The sequence below is a fragment of the Klebsiella sp. YJ genome (assembly GCF_002108615.1).
In the GTDB taxonomy this organism is placed as follows: Bacteria; Pseudomonadota; Gammaproteobacteria; order Enterobacterales; family Enterobacteriaceae; genus Klebsiella; species Klebsiella planticola.
The window spans coordinates 44,859-58,953 of sequence record NZ_MTEG01000012.1 but is presented as its reverse complement, the minus strand read 5'-3'; the positions used below and the strand labels follow the sequence as shown (position 1 = coordinate 58,953).

The window sequence follows — 14,095 nt, the reverse complement described above, 5'->3', positions numbered from 1 at the left end:
CGATATCCCGGGCGTCGGCCCGGGAGAGGGGGCATCGCTCAGTCCAGCAGCGAAGGATCGGCATCTATCATCAGCTGCTTCATCTCGGCGAAGTGCTGGCGGGAAAAATCGGCAATGTTCTCCCAGTCCTGGGCGGTTTTCTCCGCCACCTCAGCCGACAACACCTTCAGCGGCTGGCCGGTTGACCACGCGGTGACCAGAATCTGACAGGCCCGCTCCAGCGTCCAGATATCGTCAAACGCCTCGCCGATGGTCGCGGCGGTAACCAGTACCCCGTGGTTGCCCATCAGCAGGCGGCGCTTATCCGCCAACAGCCCGGCCAGTCTCGCCCCTTCGGCGACGGTATCCGCCATTCCGCCGTACAGCGTATCCACCGCCACACGATTAAAATAGCGCGCGCTATTCTGATCGACCGGCAGGATCTGCGGGTTCGCCAGGCAGGCGACGCTGGTGGTGTAGATCGGGTGCAGATGCAGCACCGCCCGCGCCTGCGGCAGCCGCTGATGAATCTGGCCGTGGATCGCCCATGCGGTGGCGTCCACGTCCGGCCGCAGCGCGGTCGCTTCATCATCGGCATCGAGCAGCAGCAGGTCGCTGGCGCGGATCCGCGAAAAGTGTTTCCACTTCGGATTCAGCAGAAACTTTTTGCCGTCCGCCGACAGGGCCGCGCTAAAGTGGTTGGCGACGGCCTCATGCATGCCGAGATGCGCGATGATGCGAAAGGTCGCCGCCAGATCGATCCGCGTTTGTTCTTCGAAAGAGTAAGCCATCGCCTTACTCCGCTTTTGGCATCAGGGTTTTCAGGTCGTCTTCCGTCGGCGGCTGGAAGTGATATTTTTTCAGCAGCGCCGCGTATTCCGGCGTGGCGCTGAATTTCTTCAGCCCCTCCTCAAGGGCGCTTTTCACTTCGCTGTTGCCTTTTTTGACGCCAAAGCCGTTGAGCACCGGGTAAATTAAGGTATCGGAAGAGATAACGATCCGGTCGCCCAACTTCTCAACGACGCCACGCGCGACCGCCGCGTCGGTAATCTGCGCCTCCACCGCCCGCGACAGCAGCGCCTGGGTGGTTTGCGGGTCGGTGCTGTACTCGCTCAGCACAATGGGCGGCAGGCCTTTCTTCACGCAATAGTCCGCCGACAGTTTTTGCAGCTGCGCCAGCCAGGAGGTGGCTCCCATCGAGCCGATTTTATGGCCGCAGAACGCTTCCGGAGTTTTGGGCTGATAGCTGGCGCCTTTAAGCGCCAGGATCGATTCGCCGCTTTTCAGGTACGGCACCATGTCGATCACCTTCAGGCGTTCGGCGGTGATATACATCGAGGAGTTGGTAATGTCGAACCGCCCGCCCTGCAGACCGGGGATCAGATTAGGAAAGCGGGTATCGGTATTCACCGCCTCACGGCCAATGGTTTTAGCCAGACCGGCGAGAAACTCAATATCAAAACCGGCCGGTTGATTGTTTTGCATATATTCATAAGGATAAAAGGTCATATCCGAACCGGCGGTAATTTTCCCCGGCTGCAGGAACGCCGCAAAAGTGCTGAACGAGGTCAGGGCGCCAGCGGTGCAAAGAAGCAGAACATTAAAGCGTTTCATAAAAACCTCCAGGGATGACATTACATGCTGGCAAGATCGTGGCCGGCTTGCTGAACGAAGAATGAGGCGCCGCGCGGCTTCTGCGGCAAACGTAGCTGGTTGGCGGCGCTGCGTACCAGGCCGCTCTCCACGCCGGCCACCAGCTGGCCCGCGTGCAGGCTTGGCAAGGGGTTTTCGCCAAAGGGCAGGGCGTCCTCGGCGGCGTAAACGCTGATAAACAGCGTCCGCGGCTGTTCGGTTTCATTGGGGCTCGAGGCGTGGAGCAGGCGGGTATGCATAAAGCACACCGAGCCTGACGGGCCAAAGCAGGCTTCGGGCTGCTGGCACTGCTCGGATACCACCTCGTCGTCAACCGAGCCGGTAAAACGCCCGTCCTGCCAGTGGGACCACAGCGGCCCCTTGTGGCTCCCCGGCACCACGTTCAGCGGGCCGTTTTCCGGCGTGACGTCGCTGACCATCAGCAGGGCAGTGATGATGTCGTCATTGCTGTGCGGCGTGAACAGAAAATCCTGATGCCATTTCACCTGCGTCGCGGTAAACGGCAGCTTGGAGTTGATTTTGCTGTGATGAAAACGGGTGCCGCTGCCGCCGATCAGCTGGGCGGCGATGGTCGCCATGCGCGATTGCAGGGCGGCATGTTCGAAGGCGACGGAAATCTCCGTCGGCGAACTGACCCGGCGCAGAGAAGGGTGATCGGCGCGGTGATCCCCTTCAAGGTCGAAACGCGGGCGACCGTCCAGCGTCTCGCCCCACACCTCGGTATGGCGGCGGCTCTCTTCGACCCAACCGTCAAAATCCTGCTGCAAGGCGGCGATTTCGTCAGGGGACAGCACCCCTTCGACCACCAGAAAACCCTGCTGATGAAACTGTTCGATTTGCCACTGCGCGATCATAATTTTTCCTTTCACAAGCGGAGAGTTAAGCCAGGGAGACATCTTTCAGGAAGGCGTCAACGCGCGGATGGTTGCCGTCGCGCATCGCCTGCGGCGTGTCGTCGCATACCACGCGCCCTTTTTCCATAAAGACAATCCGGTCAGAGACTTTGAAGGCAAAATTCATTTCGTGGGTCACGATGACCATGGTGATGCCTTCATGGGCCAGCGATTCGATAACCTGGAGCACTTCATTGACCTTTTCCGGGTCAAGCGCCGAGGTGGGTTCATCGAACAGCATGATTTGCGGTCGCATCATCAGGGCCCGGGCAATGGCGACGCGCTGTTGCTGGCCGCCAGAAAGCTGGTGCGGATATTTCCACGCGTGCTCCAGCATGCCGACCTTATGCAGTAATTCGCAGGCCTGCTGCTTCAGCTCGGCTTCCGGGGCCAGCCGATGGTAGCGCGGCGCCAGCAGCAGATTGCCGAGAACCGTCAGATGGGGGAACAGGTTAAAACTCTGGAAGACCATGCCGATGTTGAGGCGGTACTGCGCGTTTTCCATAAAACGCGGTTTCTGCACCCCCTGGCGATCGAGGTGAATAAACGGCTGGCCGTTGATGCGAATTTCACCGTTGTCGATCTGCTCAAGTCCGTTGAGCAGGCGGATCAGCGTGGTTTTCCCGGAGCCGGAGGGGCCAATCACCGAGACCACCTCTCCCGGCTGAATTTGCAGGCTGACGGCCCCGAGCACTTCCACGTTGTTATAGGCTTTGTGCAGTTTTGACGCCTGCAGCGCCGGCTGCGAGTTATCGACCGCGCTGCGCACGGTTGCCGGGCGTGTTTGCGTTGCCAGCCGCTGCATCTCGCTGTCGATGGGGCGCGTGACTTTCCGCCGGGTGACGTCGAGATAGCTCTCCAGGCGTTTGAGCAGGAAGTCGAAAACGGTCACAATCAACACATAGTAGAACGCCACCGCCGCCATGGTTTCCATCACCAGGAAGTTTTGTGAATAAAGACGCTGGCCGACCATTAAAATCTCGGTCAGGGAGATAACCGACACCAGCGAGCTGAGCTTCACGACGGCAATATATTCGTTGGCCAGCGCGGGGAGGGCGACGCGCAGCGCCTGGGGAATAATCACCCGCCATTGGGTACCGGCATAGCGCAGTCCCAGCGCCCGGGCGGCTTCGCTCTGGCCTTTAGGTATCGACAGCAGGCCACCCCGGTGGATTTCGGCGACATAGGCGGCTTCACTTAGCACCATCGCCAGCAGACCGGCCCAGAACGGGTCGTTGAGCACTGGCGCTGACGACGGCACCGCCTGGGGCAGGTTATAGACGAATATCAGCAGTACCAGCAGCGGCAGGCTGCGAAACAGCCAGATATAGAGCCGCGCCGGAAGATTAAACAGTTTGCGCGGCGACTGCTTGGCCAGGGCGAGAACAAATCCCAGCACAATACTGCAACCCCAGGTCAGCAGACTTAATTTAATGACGGTCCAGGTGGCCTGCCAAAAATCTGCATCGCTGAGCAGACTTAACATGTAGTTCCAGTTAAACGTCATGGGCTATTTCACTCGCCATAATTAACGGACATGAATGCGATACCGATGATCAAAAATGGGGCATCGCCAGGGTTTATCTTGCAATAACACTATGCTGGCAGTTTTCGCTGCGAGGCAATTAGTAAATTTTTGGTCTTTAAGTTTAAAAAAACTATACAGGTGGATTAATTTCAATAAATTTAAAGCAATGAGTGCGAAACAAGAACTAAACATTAAAAAAACAATTACACGGAGGGGATAACGGAACCGGCCTTTAAATCGCGAGTTGTACCATATTGGGGCGCATGAAGAATTAATTTGGTGCAGCGTGATTCAGGTTGGTGCAATTAAACGGATGCAGCGGTGTCGCCATGATTTTCACTGCGCCGCGACGCTAAATAAATCATTTGCTCAGCGAGGAAATAAACGAATCTATAGCGAAATGGCACGATGCTTGCAAATTGCATATCAGGAAACTATCCCGTTTCCGCTTGTGACAATATTTCGTAAAGGGTAAGGCTATGACGCGATTCACGCTCAAACAACTTAAATACTTCGTCACCGTTGTAGAGACCGAGAGTATTGCTGAAGCCTCCCGGCAGCTCCATATTGCCCAGCCGTCGATCTCGATTGCCATTAAAAACCTTGAAAGCACTTTTGAGCAGCAGCTGTTTATTCGCCATCACGCCCAGGGCGTCTCGCTGACCTCCTGCGGAAGGCGCTTTTATGAGAAAGCAAAAGAGCTGCTGCGGCTCTCCTATGAGTTTGAACAAAACTCCCGCGCCGATAAAGAGCTGGTTTCCGGGACGATTTCCGTCGGCTGCTTTGAGTCCGTCGCGCCGCTGTACATGCCAAAGCTGGTCGCCGGGTTTAAAAAAATGTACCCCGACATCACCCTCCAGCTGTATGACGGCGAACAGCATGAGTTAATGCACGGTCTGCATCGCGGGCGCTTCGACCTGGCGCTGGTCTACGATCTGGAATTAGGCCATTCGGTTAATAAAGAGATGCTGAATGCGCCGCATAAACCCTATGCGCTGCTGCCGGCCAGCCATCCATTAGCGCAGAAAAATAGCGTTACCTTGCAGGAGCTCAGCCATGAACCGATGATTTTGCTCGATGCGGTGCCCAGCAAGAATTATTTCATCACCATATTTAAAGAGAAGGGCTATCACCCTGAAGTCGCCTACAGTTCACCCTCCATCGAAATGGTGCGCTGTATGGTGGGACAGGGGCTAGGATTTTCGGTATTAGTCACCCGGCCGTTGTGCGATATGACCTATGACGGCGAGAGACTGGTGCAATTAGATATTGAAGATGATATGCCCGCGTCGACATTAATTATGGCGCATCTTGCCAATAATGAACCGACCCGACCGACGCAACTGTTTATGGACTATTGCCGCAGTATTGAATTAACCCCCGCACATTTTTGAATAAATAAGCCTGCGATCACCGCAGGCTTATTTATTTTTTCACTGCCATTAAGGCTCGTAATTTTCTATTCAGCGACTCGTTTTATAATAATTTACCTGTGATGGCAGATTAAATAACCTGTAGGGGTTCCATTCGCGGTGGCTAAATAGCTGGCCCTGCCAGGGTCACCTCCTGCCACCTCATCTCTCCACACAGGAAGGTTAGCTATGCAAAATCAGCGTGACCCACATATTGATTCGCAGACCATCGACAGCTATCAGCAGGATGGCGTCGTGTTGCTGAAGGGGGTGTTCAGGCCGTGGATTGAAAGCCTGGCCGCCGGCGTCGCGGAGCTGATGGCCAACCCCAGCGAGTATGGCCACGCCCGCACGGTGGTGCCGAAAGATGGCTCCGCCCCGTTTTTTCAGGATTATTGTAACTGGTCGCGAATCCCTGACTTTGAACGCTTTGTCCTGCATTCGCCGGCGGCGGAAATCGCCGCTGCGCTGATGCAATCGAAGACGGCAACGTTTTTCCATGAACATACGCTGGTGAAGCCGCCCGGCGGCAGCACGGTGACGCCCTGGCATCACGATCAGCCCTATTATTGCGTCGACGGGCAGCAAAACGTCAGCTTCTGGATCCCGCTGGACCCGGTGGCGGAAGCGATCTCGCTGCGCTGCATCCGCGGCTCCCACCGCTGGGGCGACGAGTACAGCCCAACCCGTTTTAACGGCTCAAAGCTCTACGCGCACAGCCGTTTTAAAGAGCTGCCGGATATTGATGCGCATCAGGATGATTACGATATTGTCAGCTGGGCGCTGGAGCCGGGAGATGCGGTCGCCTTTCATTACCGGACGCTGCACGGCGCGAGGGGCAATGCGACCGCGCGCGCGCGACGGGTCTTTTCCGCTCGCTGGGTCGGGGATGACGCCACCTTCGCCGATCGCGGCGGCGTCACCTCGCCGCCGTTCCCGGAGCTGACGCTGAAAGATGGCGAGGCGCTGGTCTCTCCGCTGTTTCCCCGGGTCTGGCCGCGAGAGTGATGTTGAATCATCACCGGGCCGTCTCCTCCCGGCCTGAATTTTCCCGACCCCCTTTTTCTGCTGTTAGCCATACCGCCCGTATTATTTCCCGCAACGCCATTTAGTGGCGGAAAATTGCCCTTCTGCAGGTCAATTCTGGCCTGCAGCCATTCCTTGCAGGGAAGGCACTGCCCCCGTTTTATCAACATCTCAGCTGATTCTTAAGGTTGTCTTAATATTTGTTTCCGGGCGTGGGGAAATATTCTTCGCCTTATTCCTCAATTTTTGACCGCCGTTGGCGCCCGTTTATTTAAATTACGCCAGCGTCACAAAAGCCGGAAAAAAACACCCCCCGTCATTGCAAGGTCCTGACGTCTCGCTATATGTTAAATTTGTGTTTAATAAATGATAATTAAGGGTTGGTTTTATGTATAGGAAAATTGGTGGTTTAGTGGTTTCACTGACGACAGTCTTCTCCTGTTCCGTTCTGGCAGAATTACCCCAGGGTTACCCGGCTGATTATCAAAAAGTGGTTGATGCCGGGGTGAAAGAGGGCAAGGTCGTCATCTATTCGACGACGGATACCAAAGCCGCAGGCCCGTTAATTAAAGGGTTCGAGGTGCAGTACCCTGGGATCAAAGTTGAATATAACGATATGAACAGTACCGAACTCTATAACCGCTATATCAGCGAGCAGGCGGCGGGCGGCGGGAGCGGCGATGTCGTCTGGAGTTCATCGATGGATACGGCGCTAAAACTGGCGACGGATTATGCCGAAAAGTACGCCTCTCCTGAACTGAGCAAGCTGCCGAAATGGGCGGTGTGGCAGCAAAAAGCCTATGGAACCACCTATGAACCGGTGGTCTTTATCTATAACAAACGCTTGATTCCGCAGGGGGATGTCCCGGATTCACACACCGCGCTGGCAAAACTGGTTACCGCGCAGGCGGATAAATTCAAAGGCAAAGTGACCACCTACGATATTGAGAAATCGGGACTGGGCTTCATGCTGGCGGTACAGGACAGCAAAGCCGACGCTAACTATTTCGCCGATCTGGCCGGGATGGCGAAAGGCGGCCTGACCGTGCAGTCCTCAACCGGCACCATGATGGAGAGGGTCTCCTCGGGTGAAAACCTGCTGGGCTATAACATTCTCGGCTCCTACGCCGAGGCGCGGGCGAAAACCGATCCGTCATTGGGGATTTCATATCCAAAAGATTATGTGCTGGTATTGTCGCGGGTCTCGTTTATTACCCAGGAATCCGCACACCCGAATGCCGCCAGACTGTGGTTCGATTATGTCCTGTCGGAAAAAGGGCAGAGTATTCTGGCTAATCAGGCGGATATTCCCTCTATTCGTAACGATATCGAAGGCAAAAATGATATCGACGGAATGACTAAAATGTTGGGTAACGCGCTGAAGCCGATTCCGGTTGATGAAACGTTACTGGAATATCTGGAACCGAAAAAACGTCTGGAATTTATCAAACAATGGCGTACCGCCGCCGCAAAATAATACCTGCCAGGAGGCGCATCATCGGATGCGCCACCTTTTCGCGCCGGGTATTCCCGGTTTTCAACACCCGTCTGGTTTGTACTCCGCGCCTGACCAAAGGGATAAGCTATGAATGTAATACGCAGAAAGTGGCAGGGGCTACCGCGCGGCATCGTGGTAGTGATAACGGCATTAGTGATTTATATCCCGCTGTTATTTATCGTGGTGCAGAGCTTTCTTTCCGCCCCGTTTTTTGCCCGCAGCAAAGAATTCAGCCTCGGGGCCTTTGAGTTTATTTTTACCGACCCTGACTTTTATCTCGCGCTGAAGTCCGGTTTTATTCTGGCGGTGGGGCTGGTGCTGATTGCGATACCGCTGGGCGGGATCCTCGCGTTCTTAATGGTGCGTACTGATTTGCCCGGGCGTCGGTTTATTGAACCGCTGATTCTGGTGCCGATTTTTGTTTCTCCGATGGTACTGGCTTTTGGCTATGTGGTGGCGGCCGGACCGGTCGGGTTTTTCTCGCAATGGGCAGAGCAACTGCTGGGGTTTGTGCCGTGGAATATCTACTCCATGTTCAGCATTGTGGTGATTGCCGGGTTGACCCACGTCCCGCACGCCTATCTCTATATCTCCTCCGCGCTGCGTAGCGTCGGTTCGGATGTCGAAGAGGCGGCGCGGACCGTGGGGGCATCTCCGCTTCAGGTGATGACCTCGGTCAGCCTGCCGATGGTCCGTCCGTCCATTCTCTATGCCTGCGTGCTGCTGTTTTTCCTCGGCCTCGAAGTGTTTGGTCTGATGCTGGTGCTGGGAGACCCGGAAGGCAACATGGTGCTGGCCACCTACCTGTATAAACTCACCAATAAACTCGGTACGCCCTCCTATCATCTGATGGCGGCGGTGGCGGTCGTGCTTATCTGTATCACTATTCCACTGGTCATGTTGCAGCGTCGTCTGATGCGCACGGCCAATCGGTTTGTGACCATGAAAGGCAAAGCGTCGCAGGCGCGAGCGCTACCGCTCGGCAAGTGGCGCTGGGTTGCCGGTGGGGTGGTGGTTTTCTGGCTGACCGTGACTATCGGCGTGCCGCTGATTGGCGTGGCCATGCGGGCGTTTATCTCCAACTGGGGAGTGGGGGTTTCTCTCTGGGATGAACTCTCGCTGGCGACCTTCCGTAATATCTGGCAGCAGCCGAACCTGCTGCGGGCCATCGTCAACTCCATGGCCATCGGTATTTTCGGCGGCGCGCTGGCGGTGATCTGCTATCTGTTTGTCGGGATTGCGATGCATCGCAAAGCGGACAATGTCACGCGTTTTCTCGACTACAGCGTGCTGGTTCCGCGTGCGGTGCCGGGCCTGCTGGCCGGACTGGCGTTCCTGTGGGTGTTTTTGTTCCTGCCGATGTGGCTGGATCAGTCGCTGAAAAATGGCTGGCTCTCCGCGCTGCCGGTGGCCGACTGGCTGCGCGAACATTTGATTGTGCAGCTGCGGGCGTTGCGCAATACCATTTTCAGCGTCTGGCTGGCCTATACCGTCGTGTGGATGGCCTATGGGCTGCGGTTAATCTCCTCAACCCTGCTCCAGGTGGCGCCGGAGCTGGAAGAAGCCGCCCGGAGCAACGGTGCCTCGCGGGGCCAGGTCACGCGCCACGTTACGGTGCCGCTGTCGCGCTACGGCCTGATTGGCTCCTGGCTGCTGATGTTTCTGATCTTTGAGCGTGAGTATTCCACCGGCGTCTATCTGCTCTCGCCGGGAACGGAGACCATTGGTTCGATGCTGGTCTCGCTGTGGGCTGCGGGAGCTATCGATATTGTCGCCGCGCTCTCGTTTATCAATATCCTGCTGGTGGTGGTCGGGTTGGGTATCGCCCTGCGCTTTGGAGTGAAATTACATGATTGAATTATCAGTAGAAAATTTGCATCTGACCTATGGCGACAATCCGGTGCTGAAAGGGGTGTCGATGACGCTGAAGCGGGGAGAAGTGGTGTCGCTGTTGGGGCCGTCGGGCAGCGGGAAAACCACCTTGCTGCGCGCGGTTGCCGGGCTGGAGAAGCCTACCGGCGGGCGGATCGCTATCGGCAAGCAGACGGTCTATGACGGCAATCCGCGCAGCGAAATTCCGGCCGAGGCGCGTAATCTTGGTCTGGTGTTTCAGTCCTATGCTCTGTGGCCGCACAAAACGGTTTTCGAGAACGTCGCCTACCCGCTCAGGCTGCGTAAAGTCGCCTCTGGCGAAATGAAACAGCGGGTGCAGGCGGTGCTCGATCAGCTGGGGCTGGGGCACCTCGGCAACCGCCATCCGCATCAGCTATCGGGAGGGCAGCAGCAGCGGGTGGCGATTGGGCGGGCGCTGGTCTACAACCCGCCGGTTATCCTGCTTGATGAACCGCTGTCGAACCTTGACGCCAAATTACGCGAAGAGGCGCGGGTGTTTCTGCGCGAGCTGATTATCAAACTGGGGCTGTCGGCGCTGATGGTCACGCACGATCAGAACGAAGCGATGGCGATTTCCGATCGTATCCTGCTGCTCAACAATGGCGTGATTGAACAGCAGGGGACGCCGCAGGAGATGTACGGCAATCCGGCGACGCTGTTTGCCGCCGAGTTCATGGGCAGCAATAACCGCCTGCACGGTAAGATTACCGATGTGGTGGACGGACGGGCGCGGATTGAAGGGGCAAGCTGGGCGCTCTGGGGGATGGCGGACGGACGGGTCAACGTCGGGCAGGATGCGACGGCGGTGATCCGCGTAGAGCGCCTGTGCCTTGGGGCGACGCCCCAGGATAATATGCTGGAGCTACCGCTGTTAACCAGTATGTATCTCGGCGACCGCTGGGAGTACCTGTTCCGTACCCGGGGAGATGATTTCGCCATTCGCGCCTATGGTTCATCGCTGCGCAATACGGAGCATTGTCACCTGACCTTCCCGGTCAACGATCTGTGGATTTTCCCGCGAGCGTAAGCCTGAACGTCTGTGGCGGACGGCGATAGCGATAGCGCCGTCCGCGCAATAAATAGCGTGATACTGGCGCCATGAAAATATTCCGTTAAGAAACCATTTCCCTGCGGTAATTCTATATTCGGCCGCTTTTCACCGTCGCGGCGAATAATTCATCGCCGCCGTCATTCCTGCTTGTCCCTCAGCGAATAAGCGTGGCGCGAAATATGGTTAATATCCGTTATTAATAAATTTAACCGCTCAAATTGTCTACTTTTTACGGAATCTTACGTTTGCACGCTGCAAGACAGCCATGTACCATAAACAAAAAAGCAACATTTGTGACACATGTCACTCTTTTTGAGGCGGTGGTCAGATCCGTGCCGGAACTGATTCCACCCCCAATTTCTGCACTCTGGATATTGAATACGCGTTCTGATTAGTAAATGAAAAGGGATATTTTCCTTTTTTTCATGACGGCGTATGAGAATCGACTAATATCCAAACGATAACTCTATAAACATCATCGCCAGTGGCGATTAATTTTTTGTACGACTTAATGGCGTCGTGCCAGCAGGTCCGCTAAAGCGGCATCTTTCTGGAATCGGTTCCAAAGCGGCGTTTGCTGGGCTTGTAATAACAAAATCAGTAACTTAATTGACAGGAATGTGAAAATGTCGAGCGAAAAAACCAATAATTCGAGGCGTGATTTTTTAGTAAAATCAATGGCTTTGATACCAACGGTCGTGATCGGTAGCGGCAGCGTCGGCGCGGTTGCCGCCGCCGCTACCGCGCAGGCGGCGGAGAGTGCCCCTGCCGCCGGATCCGCTTCCGCGACCACCGGCGAGTGGAAACCGCAGTTTTTTAACGAGCGCGAGTGGGCATTTATCAACGCCGCGGTAGCGCGCCTCATTCCGGCCGATGAGCTGGGGCCGGGCGCACGCGAAGCCGGCGTACCGGAGTTTATCGACCGTCAGATGAATACTCCGTATGCCACCGGTTCCATCTGGTATATGCAGGGGCCGTTTAACCCCGATGTGCCAAAAGAGATGGGTTATCAGCTGCCGCTGGTCCCCAAACAGATTTACAACCTCGGGATTGCCGACGCCGATGAATGGTGCCAGGGCCAGTATCACCAGCCGTTCGCCGGTTTGACCCCGGAACAACAGGATGCCGCCTTAAGCCAGTTTGAAGCCGGTAGCGCCGCCTTTAAACAGCTGCCGTCTTCGCTGTTCTTCTCGTATCTGCTGCAAAACACCCGCGAAGGTTTCTTCAGCGATCCGATTCATGGCGGTAACAAAGGCATGGTTGGCTGGACGCTGATTAATTTTCCCGGCGCACGCGCCGACTTTATGGACTGGGTTGAACGGGGTGAACGCTATCCCCTCCCGCCGGTATCAATTAATGGGGAGAGGGCATAACGATGGCCACCGTACTGAAAAAAACCGACGTCGCGATTGTGGGCTTTGGCTGGGTTGGCGCCATTATGGCCAAAGAGCTGACCGAAGCCGGATTAAATGTTGTCGCGCTGGAGCGCGGCCCGATGCGCGATACCTGGCCTGACGGTGCTTATCCGCAGGTGGTTGACGAGCTGACTTACAATATTCGCCGTAAGTTGTTCCAGGATCTGTCGAAAAGCACCGTCACTATTCGTCACAACACCAGCCAGCAGGCGGTACCGTATCGTCAGCTGGCGGCCTTTTTGCCGGGGACCGGCGTCGGTGGCGCCGGTCTGCACTGGTCCGGGGTCCATTTCCGCGTGGATCCGATAGAACTGCGCATGCGCAGCCACTATGAAGAGCGCTACGGCAAAGGTTTTATCCCGCAGGATATGATTATTCAGGATTTCGGCGTCACCTACGACGAGCTGGAGCCCTTCTTCGATAAGGCCGAAAAGGTCTTTGGCACCTCCGGTACCGCCTGGTCGGTGAAGGGGCAGGTCGTCGGCAAAGGGCGCGGCGGCAACGCCTTTGCGCCGGATCGTTCGGACGACTTCCCGCTGCCGGCACAGAAAAACACCTGGTCTGCGCAGCTGTTTGAGAAAGCGGCGCGGGAAGTGGGTTACCACCCCTACAATCTGCCGTCGGCGAATACCTCGGACTCCTACACCAACCCTTACGGCGCGCAGATGGGACCGTGCAACTTCTGCGGCTACTGCAGCGGCTACGCCTGCTACATGTATTCCAAAGCCTCGCCGAACGTCAACATCCTGCCCGCGCTGCGCCAGGAAAAGCGCTTTGAGCTGCGCACCAACGCTAATGTTCTGAAGGTCAATCTGACCGCCGATAAGCAGCGCGCCACCGGCGTGACCTACGTCGACGGCCAGGGGCGCGAAATGGAGCAGCCGGCAGATTTGGTGATTGTCGGCGCCTTCCAGTTCCACAATGTTCACCTGATGCTGCTCTCCGGCATCGGTAAACCCTACGATCCGCAAACCGGTGAAGGGGTGGTGGGTCGCAACTTCGCTTACCAGAATATGACCACCATCAAGGCTATTTTTGATAAGGATACCTTTACCAACCCGTTTATCGGCGCCGGTGGTAACGGTGTCGGGGTGGATGACTTTAACGCCGATAACTTCGACCATGCCGAGGCCGGCTTTGTCGGCGGCTCGCCGTTCTGGGTCAACCAGGCCGGGACCAAGCCTGTCTCCGGGCTACCGGTTCCTCCGGGGACGCCGGCATGGGGCAGCAAGTGGAAATCGGCGGTTGCCGATACCTACACCCATCATCTGTCGATGGACGCCCACGGCGCGCACCAGTCCTATCGCCAGAACTATCTCGATCTCGACCCGAACTACAAAAACGTCTTCGGCCAGCCGCTGCTGCGCATGACCTTTGACTGGCAGGAAAACGACATCAAGATGGCGCAGTTCATGTTCGATAAGATGGCGCCGATCGCCAAAGCGATGAAGCCGAAATATCTGCTCGGCAGCCCGAAAAATGCCAACAGCCACTTTGACACCACCAGCTACCAGACCACCCATATGAACGGCGGCGCGGTGATGGGCGAAGACCCGAAAACCAGCGCGGTGAACCGCTACCTGCAAAGCTGGGACGTACACAACGTCTTTGTTATCGGCGCCTCTGCCTTCCCGCAGGGCCTGGGCTATAACCCGACCGGGACGGTGGCCGCGCTGGCCTACTGGTCAGCAAAAGCGATCCGTGAACGGTACCTGAAAAAACCGGGTCCACTGGTGCAGGCATAAAG

11 protein-coding genes are annotated in these 14,095 nt (G+C 56.3%); 7 read left to right on the top strand and 4 right to left on the bottom strand.

What is annotated here, in order from left to right:
* Window positions 1-38: 38 nt before the first annotated feature.
* Genes BV390_RS13775 through BV390_RS13760 form a run of 4 tightly spaced genes read right to left on the bottom strand, consistent with a single transcriptional unit; the run spans window position 39 to window position 4,032 of the window.
* Window positions 39-770, bottom strand: a complete 732-nt coding sequence (locus BV390_RS13775) for a class II aldolase and adducin N-terminal domain-containing protein (protein ID WP_032687206.1) — start codon at window positions 768-770, stop codon at window positions 39-41.
* Between the two features lie 4 nt (window positions 771-774).
* Window positions 775-1,593, bottom strand: coding sequence for a transporter substrate-binding domain-containing protein (locus BV390_RS13770; protein WP_032697339.1), 819 nt, complete (start codon window positions 1,591-1,593; stop codon window positions 775-777).
* Between the two features lie 20 nt (window positions 1,594-1,613).
* Window positions 1,614-2,486 carry a phytanoyl-CoA dioxygenase family protein gene (locus BV390_RS13765; RefSeq protein WP_032687208.1) on the bottom strand — a complete coding sequence of 291 codons (873 nt, stop codon included), beginning with the start codon at window positions 2,484-2,486 and terminating at the stop codon, window positions 1,614-1,616.
* Between the two features lie 25 nt (window positions 2,487-2,511).
* Window positions 2,512-4,032 (bottom strand): amino acid ABC transporter permease/ATP-binding protein, encoded by a 1,521-nt coding sequence (locus tag BV390_RS13760; protein ID WP_032687209.1) that lies wholly within the window; start codon window positions 4,030-4,032, stop codon window positions 2,512-2,514.
* 500 nt (window positions 4,033-4,532) lie between these two features.
* Here BV390_RS13760 and BV390_RS13755 point away from each other — a divergent pair, with 500 nt between their 5' ends.
* From BV390_RS13755 to BV390_RS13725, 7 genes are all read left to right on the top strand, one after another.
* Window positions 4,533-5,447, top strand: coding sequence for a LysR family transcriptional regulator (locus tag BV390_RS13755; RefSeq protein ID WP_032687211.1), 915 nt, complete (start codon window positions 4,533-4,535; stop codon window positions 5,445-5,447).
* Between the two features lie 207 nt (window positions 5,448-5,654).
* Entirely contained in the window at window positions 5,655-6,473 is an 819-nt protein-coding gene (locus tag BV390_RS13750) for a phytanoyl-CoA dioxygenase family protein (RefSeq protein WP_032699590.1), read from the top strand.
* A gap of 406 nt (window positions 6,474-6,879) precedes the next feature.
* Entirely contained in the window at window positions 6,880-7,968 is a 1,089-nt protein-coding gene (locus tag BV390_RS13745; protein ID WP_085397031.1) for an ABC transporter substrate-binding protein, read from the top strand.
* Between the two features lie 108 nt (window positions 7,969-8,076).
* Entirely contained in the window at window positions 8,077-9,846 is a 1,770-nt protein-coding gene (locus BV390_RS13740; RefSeq protein ID WP_032687214.1) for an ABC transporter permease, read from the top strand.
* On the top strand, window positions 9,839-10,909 hold the full coding sequence (locus BV390_RS13735; RefSeq protein ID WP_032687215.1) for an ABC transporter ATP-binding protein: 1,071 nt from the start codon (window positions 9,839-9,841) through the stop codon (window positions 10,907-10,909). The genes BV390_RS13740 and BV390_RS13735 overlap by 8 nt, the downstream gene beginning before the upstream one ends.
* A 650-nt stretch (window positions 10,910-11,559) precedes the next feature.
* Window positions 11,560-12,306, top strand: coding sequence for a gluconate 2-dehydrogenase subunit 3 family protein (locus BV390_RS13730; protein WP_032687216.1), 747 nt, complete (start codon window positions 11,560-11,562; stop codon window positions 12,304-12,306).
* A 2-nt stretch (window positions 12,307-12,308) separates the two neighbouring features.
* Entirely contained in the window at window positions 12,309-14,093 is a 1,785-nt protein-coding gene (locus BV390_RS13725; protein WP_085397030.1) for a GMC family oxidoreductase, read from the top strand.
* Window positions 14,094-14,095: the final 2 nt, after the last annotated feature.

Bases quoted from the DNA above. Each gene is read 5' to 3' on its own strand.
- BV390_RS13775 (WP_032687206.1), bottom strand. From the start codon at position 770: ATGGCTTACTCTTTCGAAGAACAAACGCGGATCGATCTGGCGGCGACC.
- BV390_RS13770 (WP_032697339.1), bottom strand. From the start codon at position 1,593: ATGAAACGCTTTAATGTTCTGCTTCTTTGCACCGCTGGCGCCCTGACC.
- BV390_RS13765 (WP_032687208.1), bottom strand. From the start codon at position 2,486: ATGATCGCGCAGTGGCAAATCGAACAGTTTCATCAGCAGGGTTTTCTG.
- BV390_RS13760 (WP_032687209.1), bottom strand. From the start codon at position 4,032: ATGACGTTTAACTGGAACTACATGTTAAGTCTGCTCAGCGATGCAGAT.
- BV390_RS13755 (WP_032687211.1), top strand. From the start codon at position 4,533: ATGACGCGATTCACGCTCAAACAACTTAAATACTTCGTCACCGTTGTA.
- BV390_RS13750 (WP_032699590.1), top strand. From the start codon at position 5,655: ATGCAAAATCAGCGTGACCCACATATTGATTCGCAGACCATCGACAGC.
- BV390_RS13745 (WP_085397031.1), top strand. From the start codon at position 6,880: ATGTATAGGAAAATTGGTGGTTTAGTGGTTTCACTGACGACAGTCTTC.
- BV390_RS13740 (WP_032687214.1), top strand. From the start codon at position 8,077: ATGAATGTAATACGCAGAAAGTGGCAGGGGCTACCGCGCGGCATCGTG.
- BV390_RS13735 (WP_032687215.1), top strand. From the start codon at position 9,839: ATGATTGAATTATCAGTAGAAAATTTGCATCTGACCTATGGCGACAAT.
- BV390_RS13730 (WP_032687216.1), top strand. From the start codon at position 11,560: ATGTCGAGCGAAAAAACCAATAATTCGAGGCGTGATTTTTTAGTAAAA.
- BV390_RS13725 (WP_085397030.1), top strand. From the start codon at position 12,309: ATGGCCACCGTACTGAAAAAAACCGACGTCGCGATTGTGGGCTTTGGC.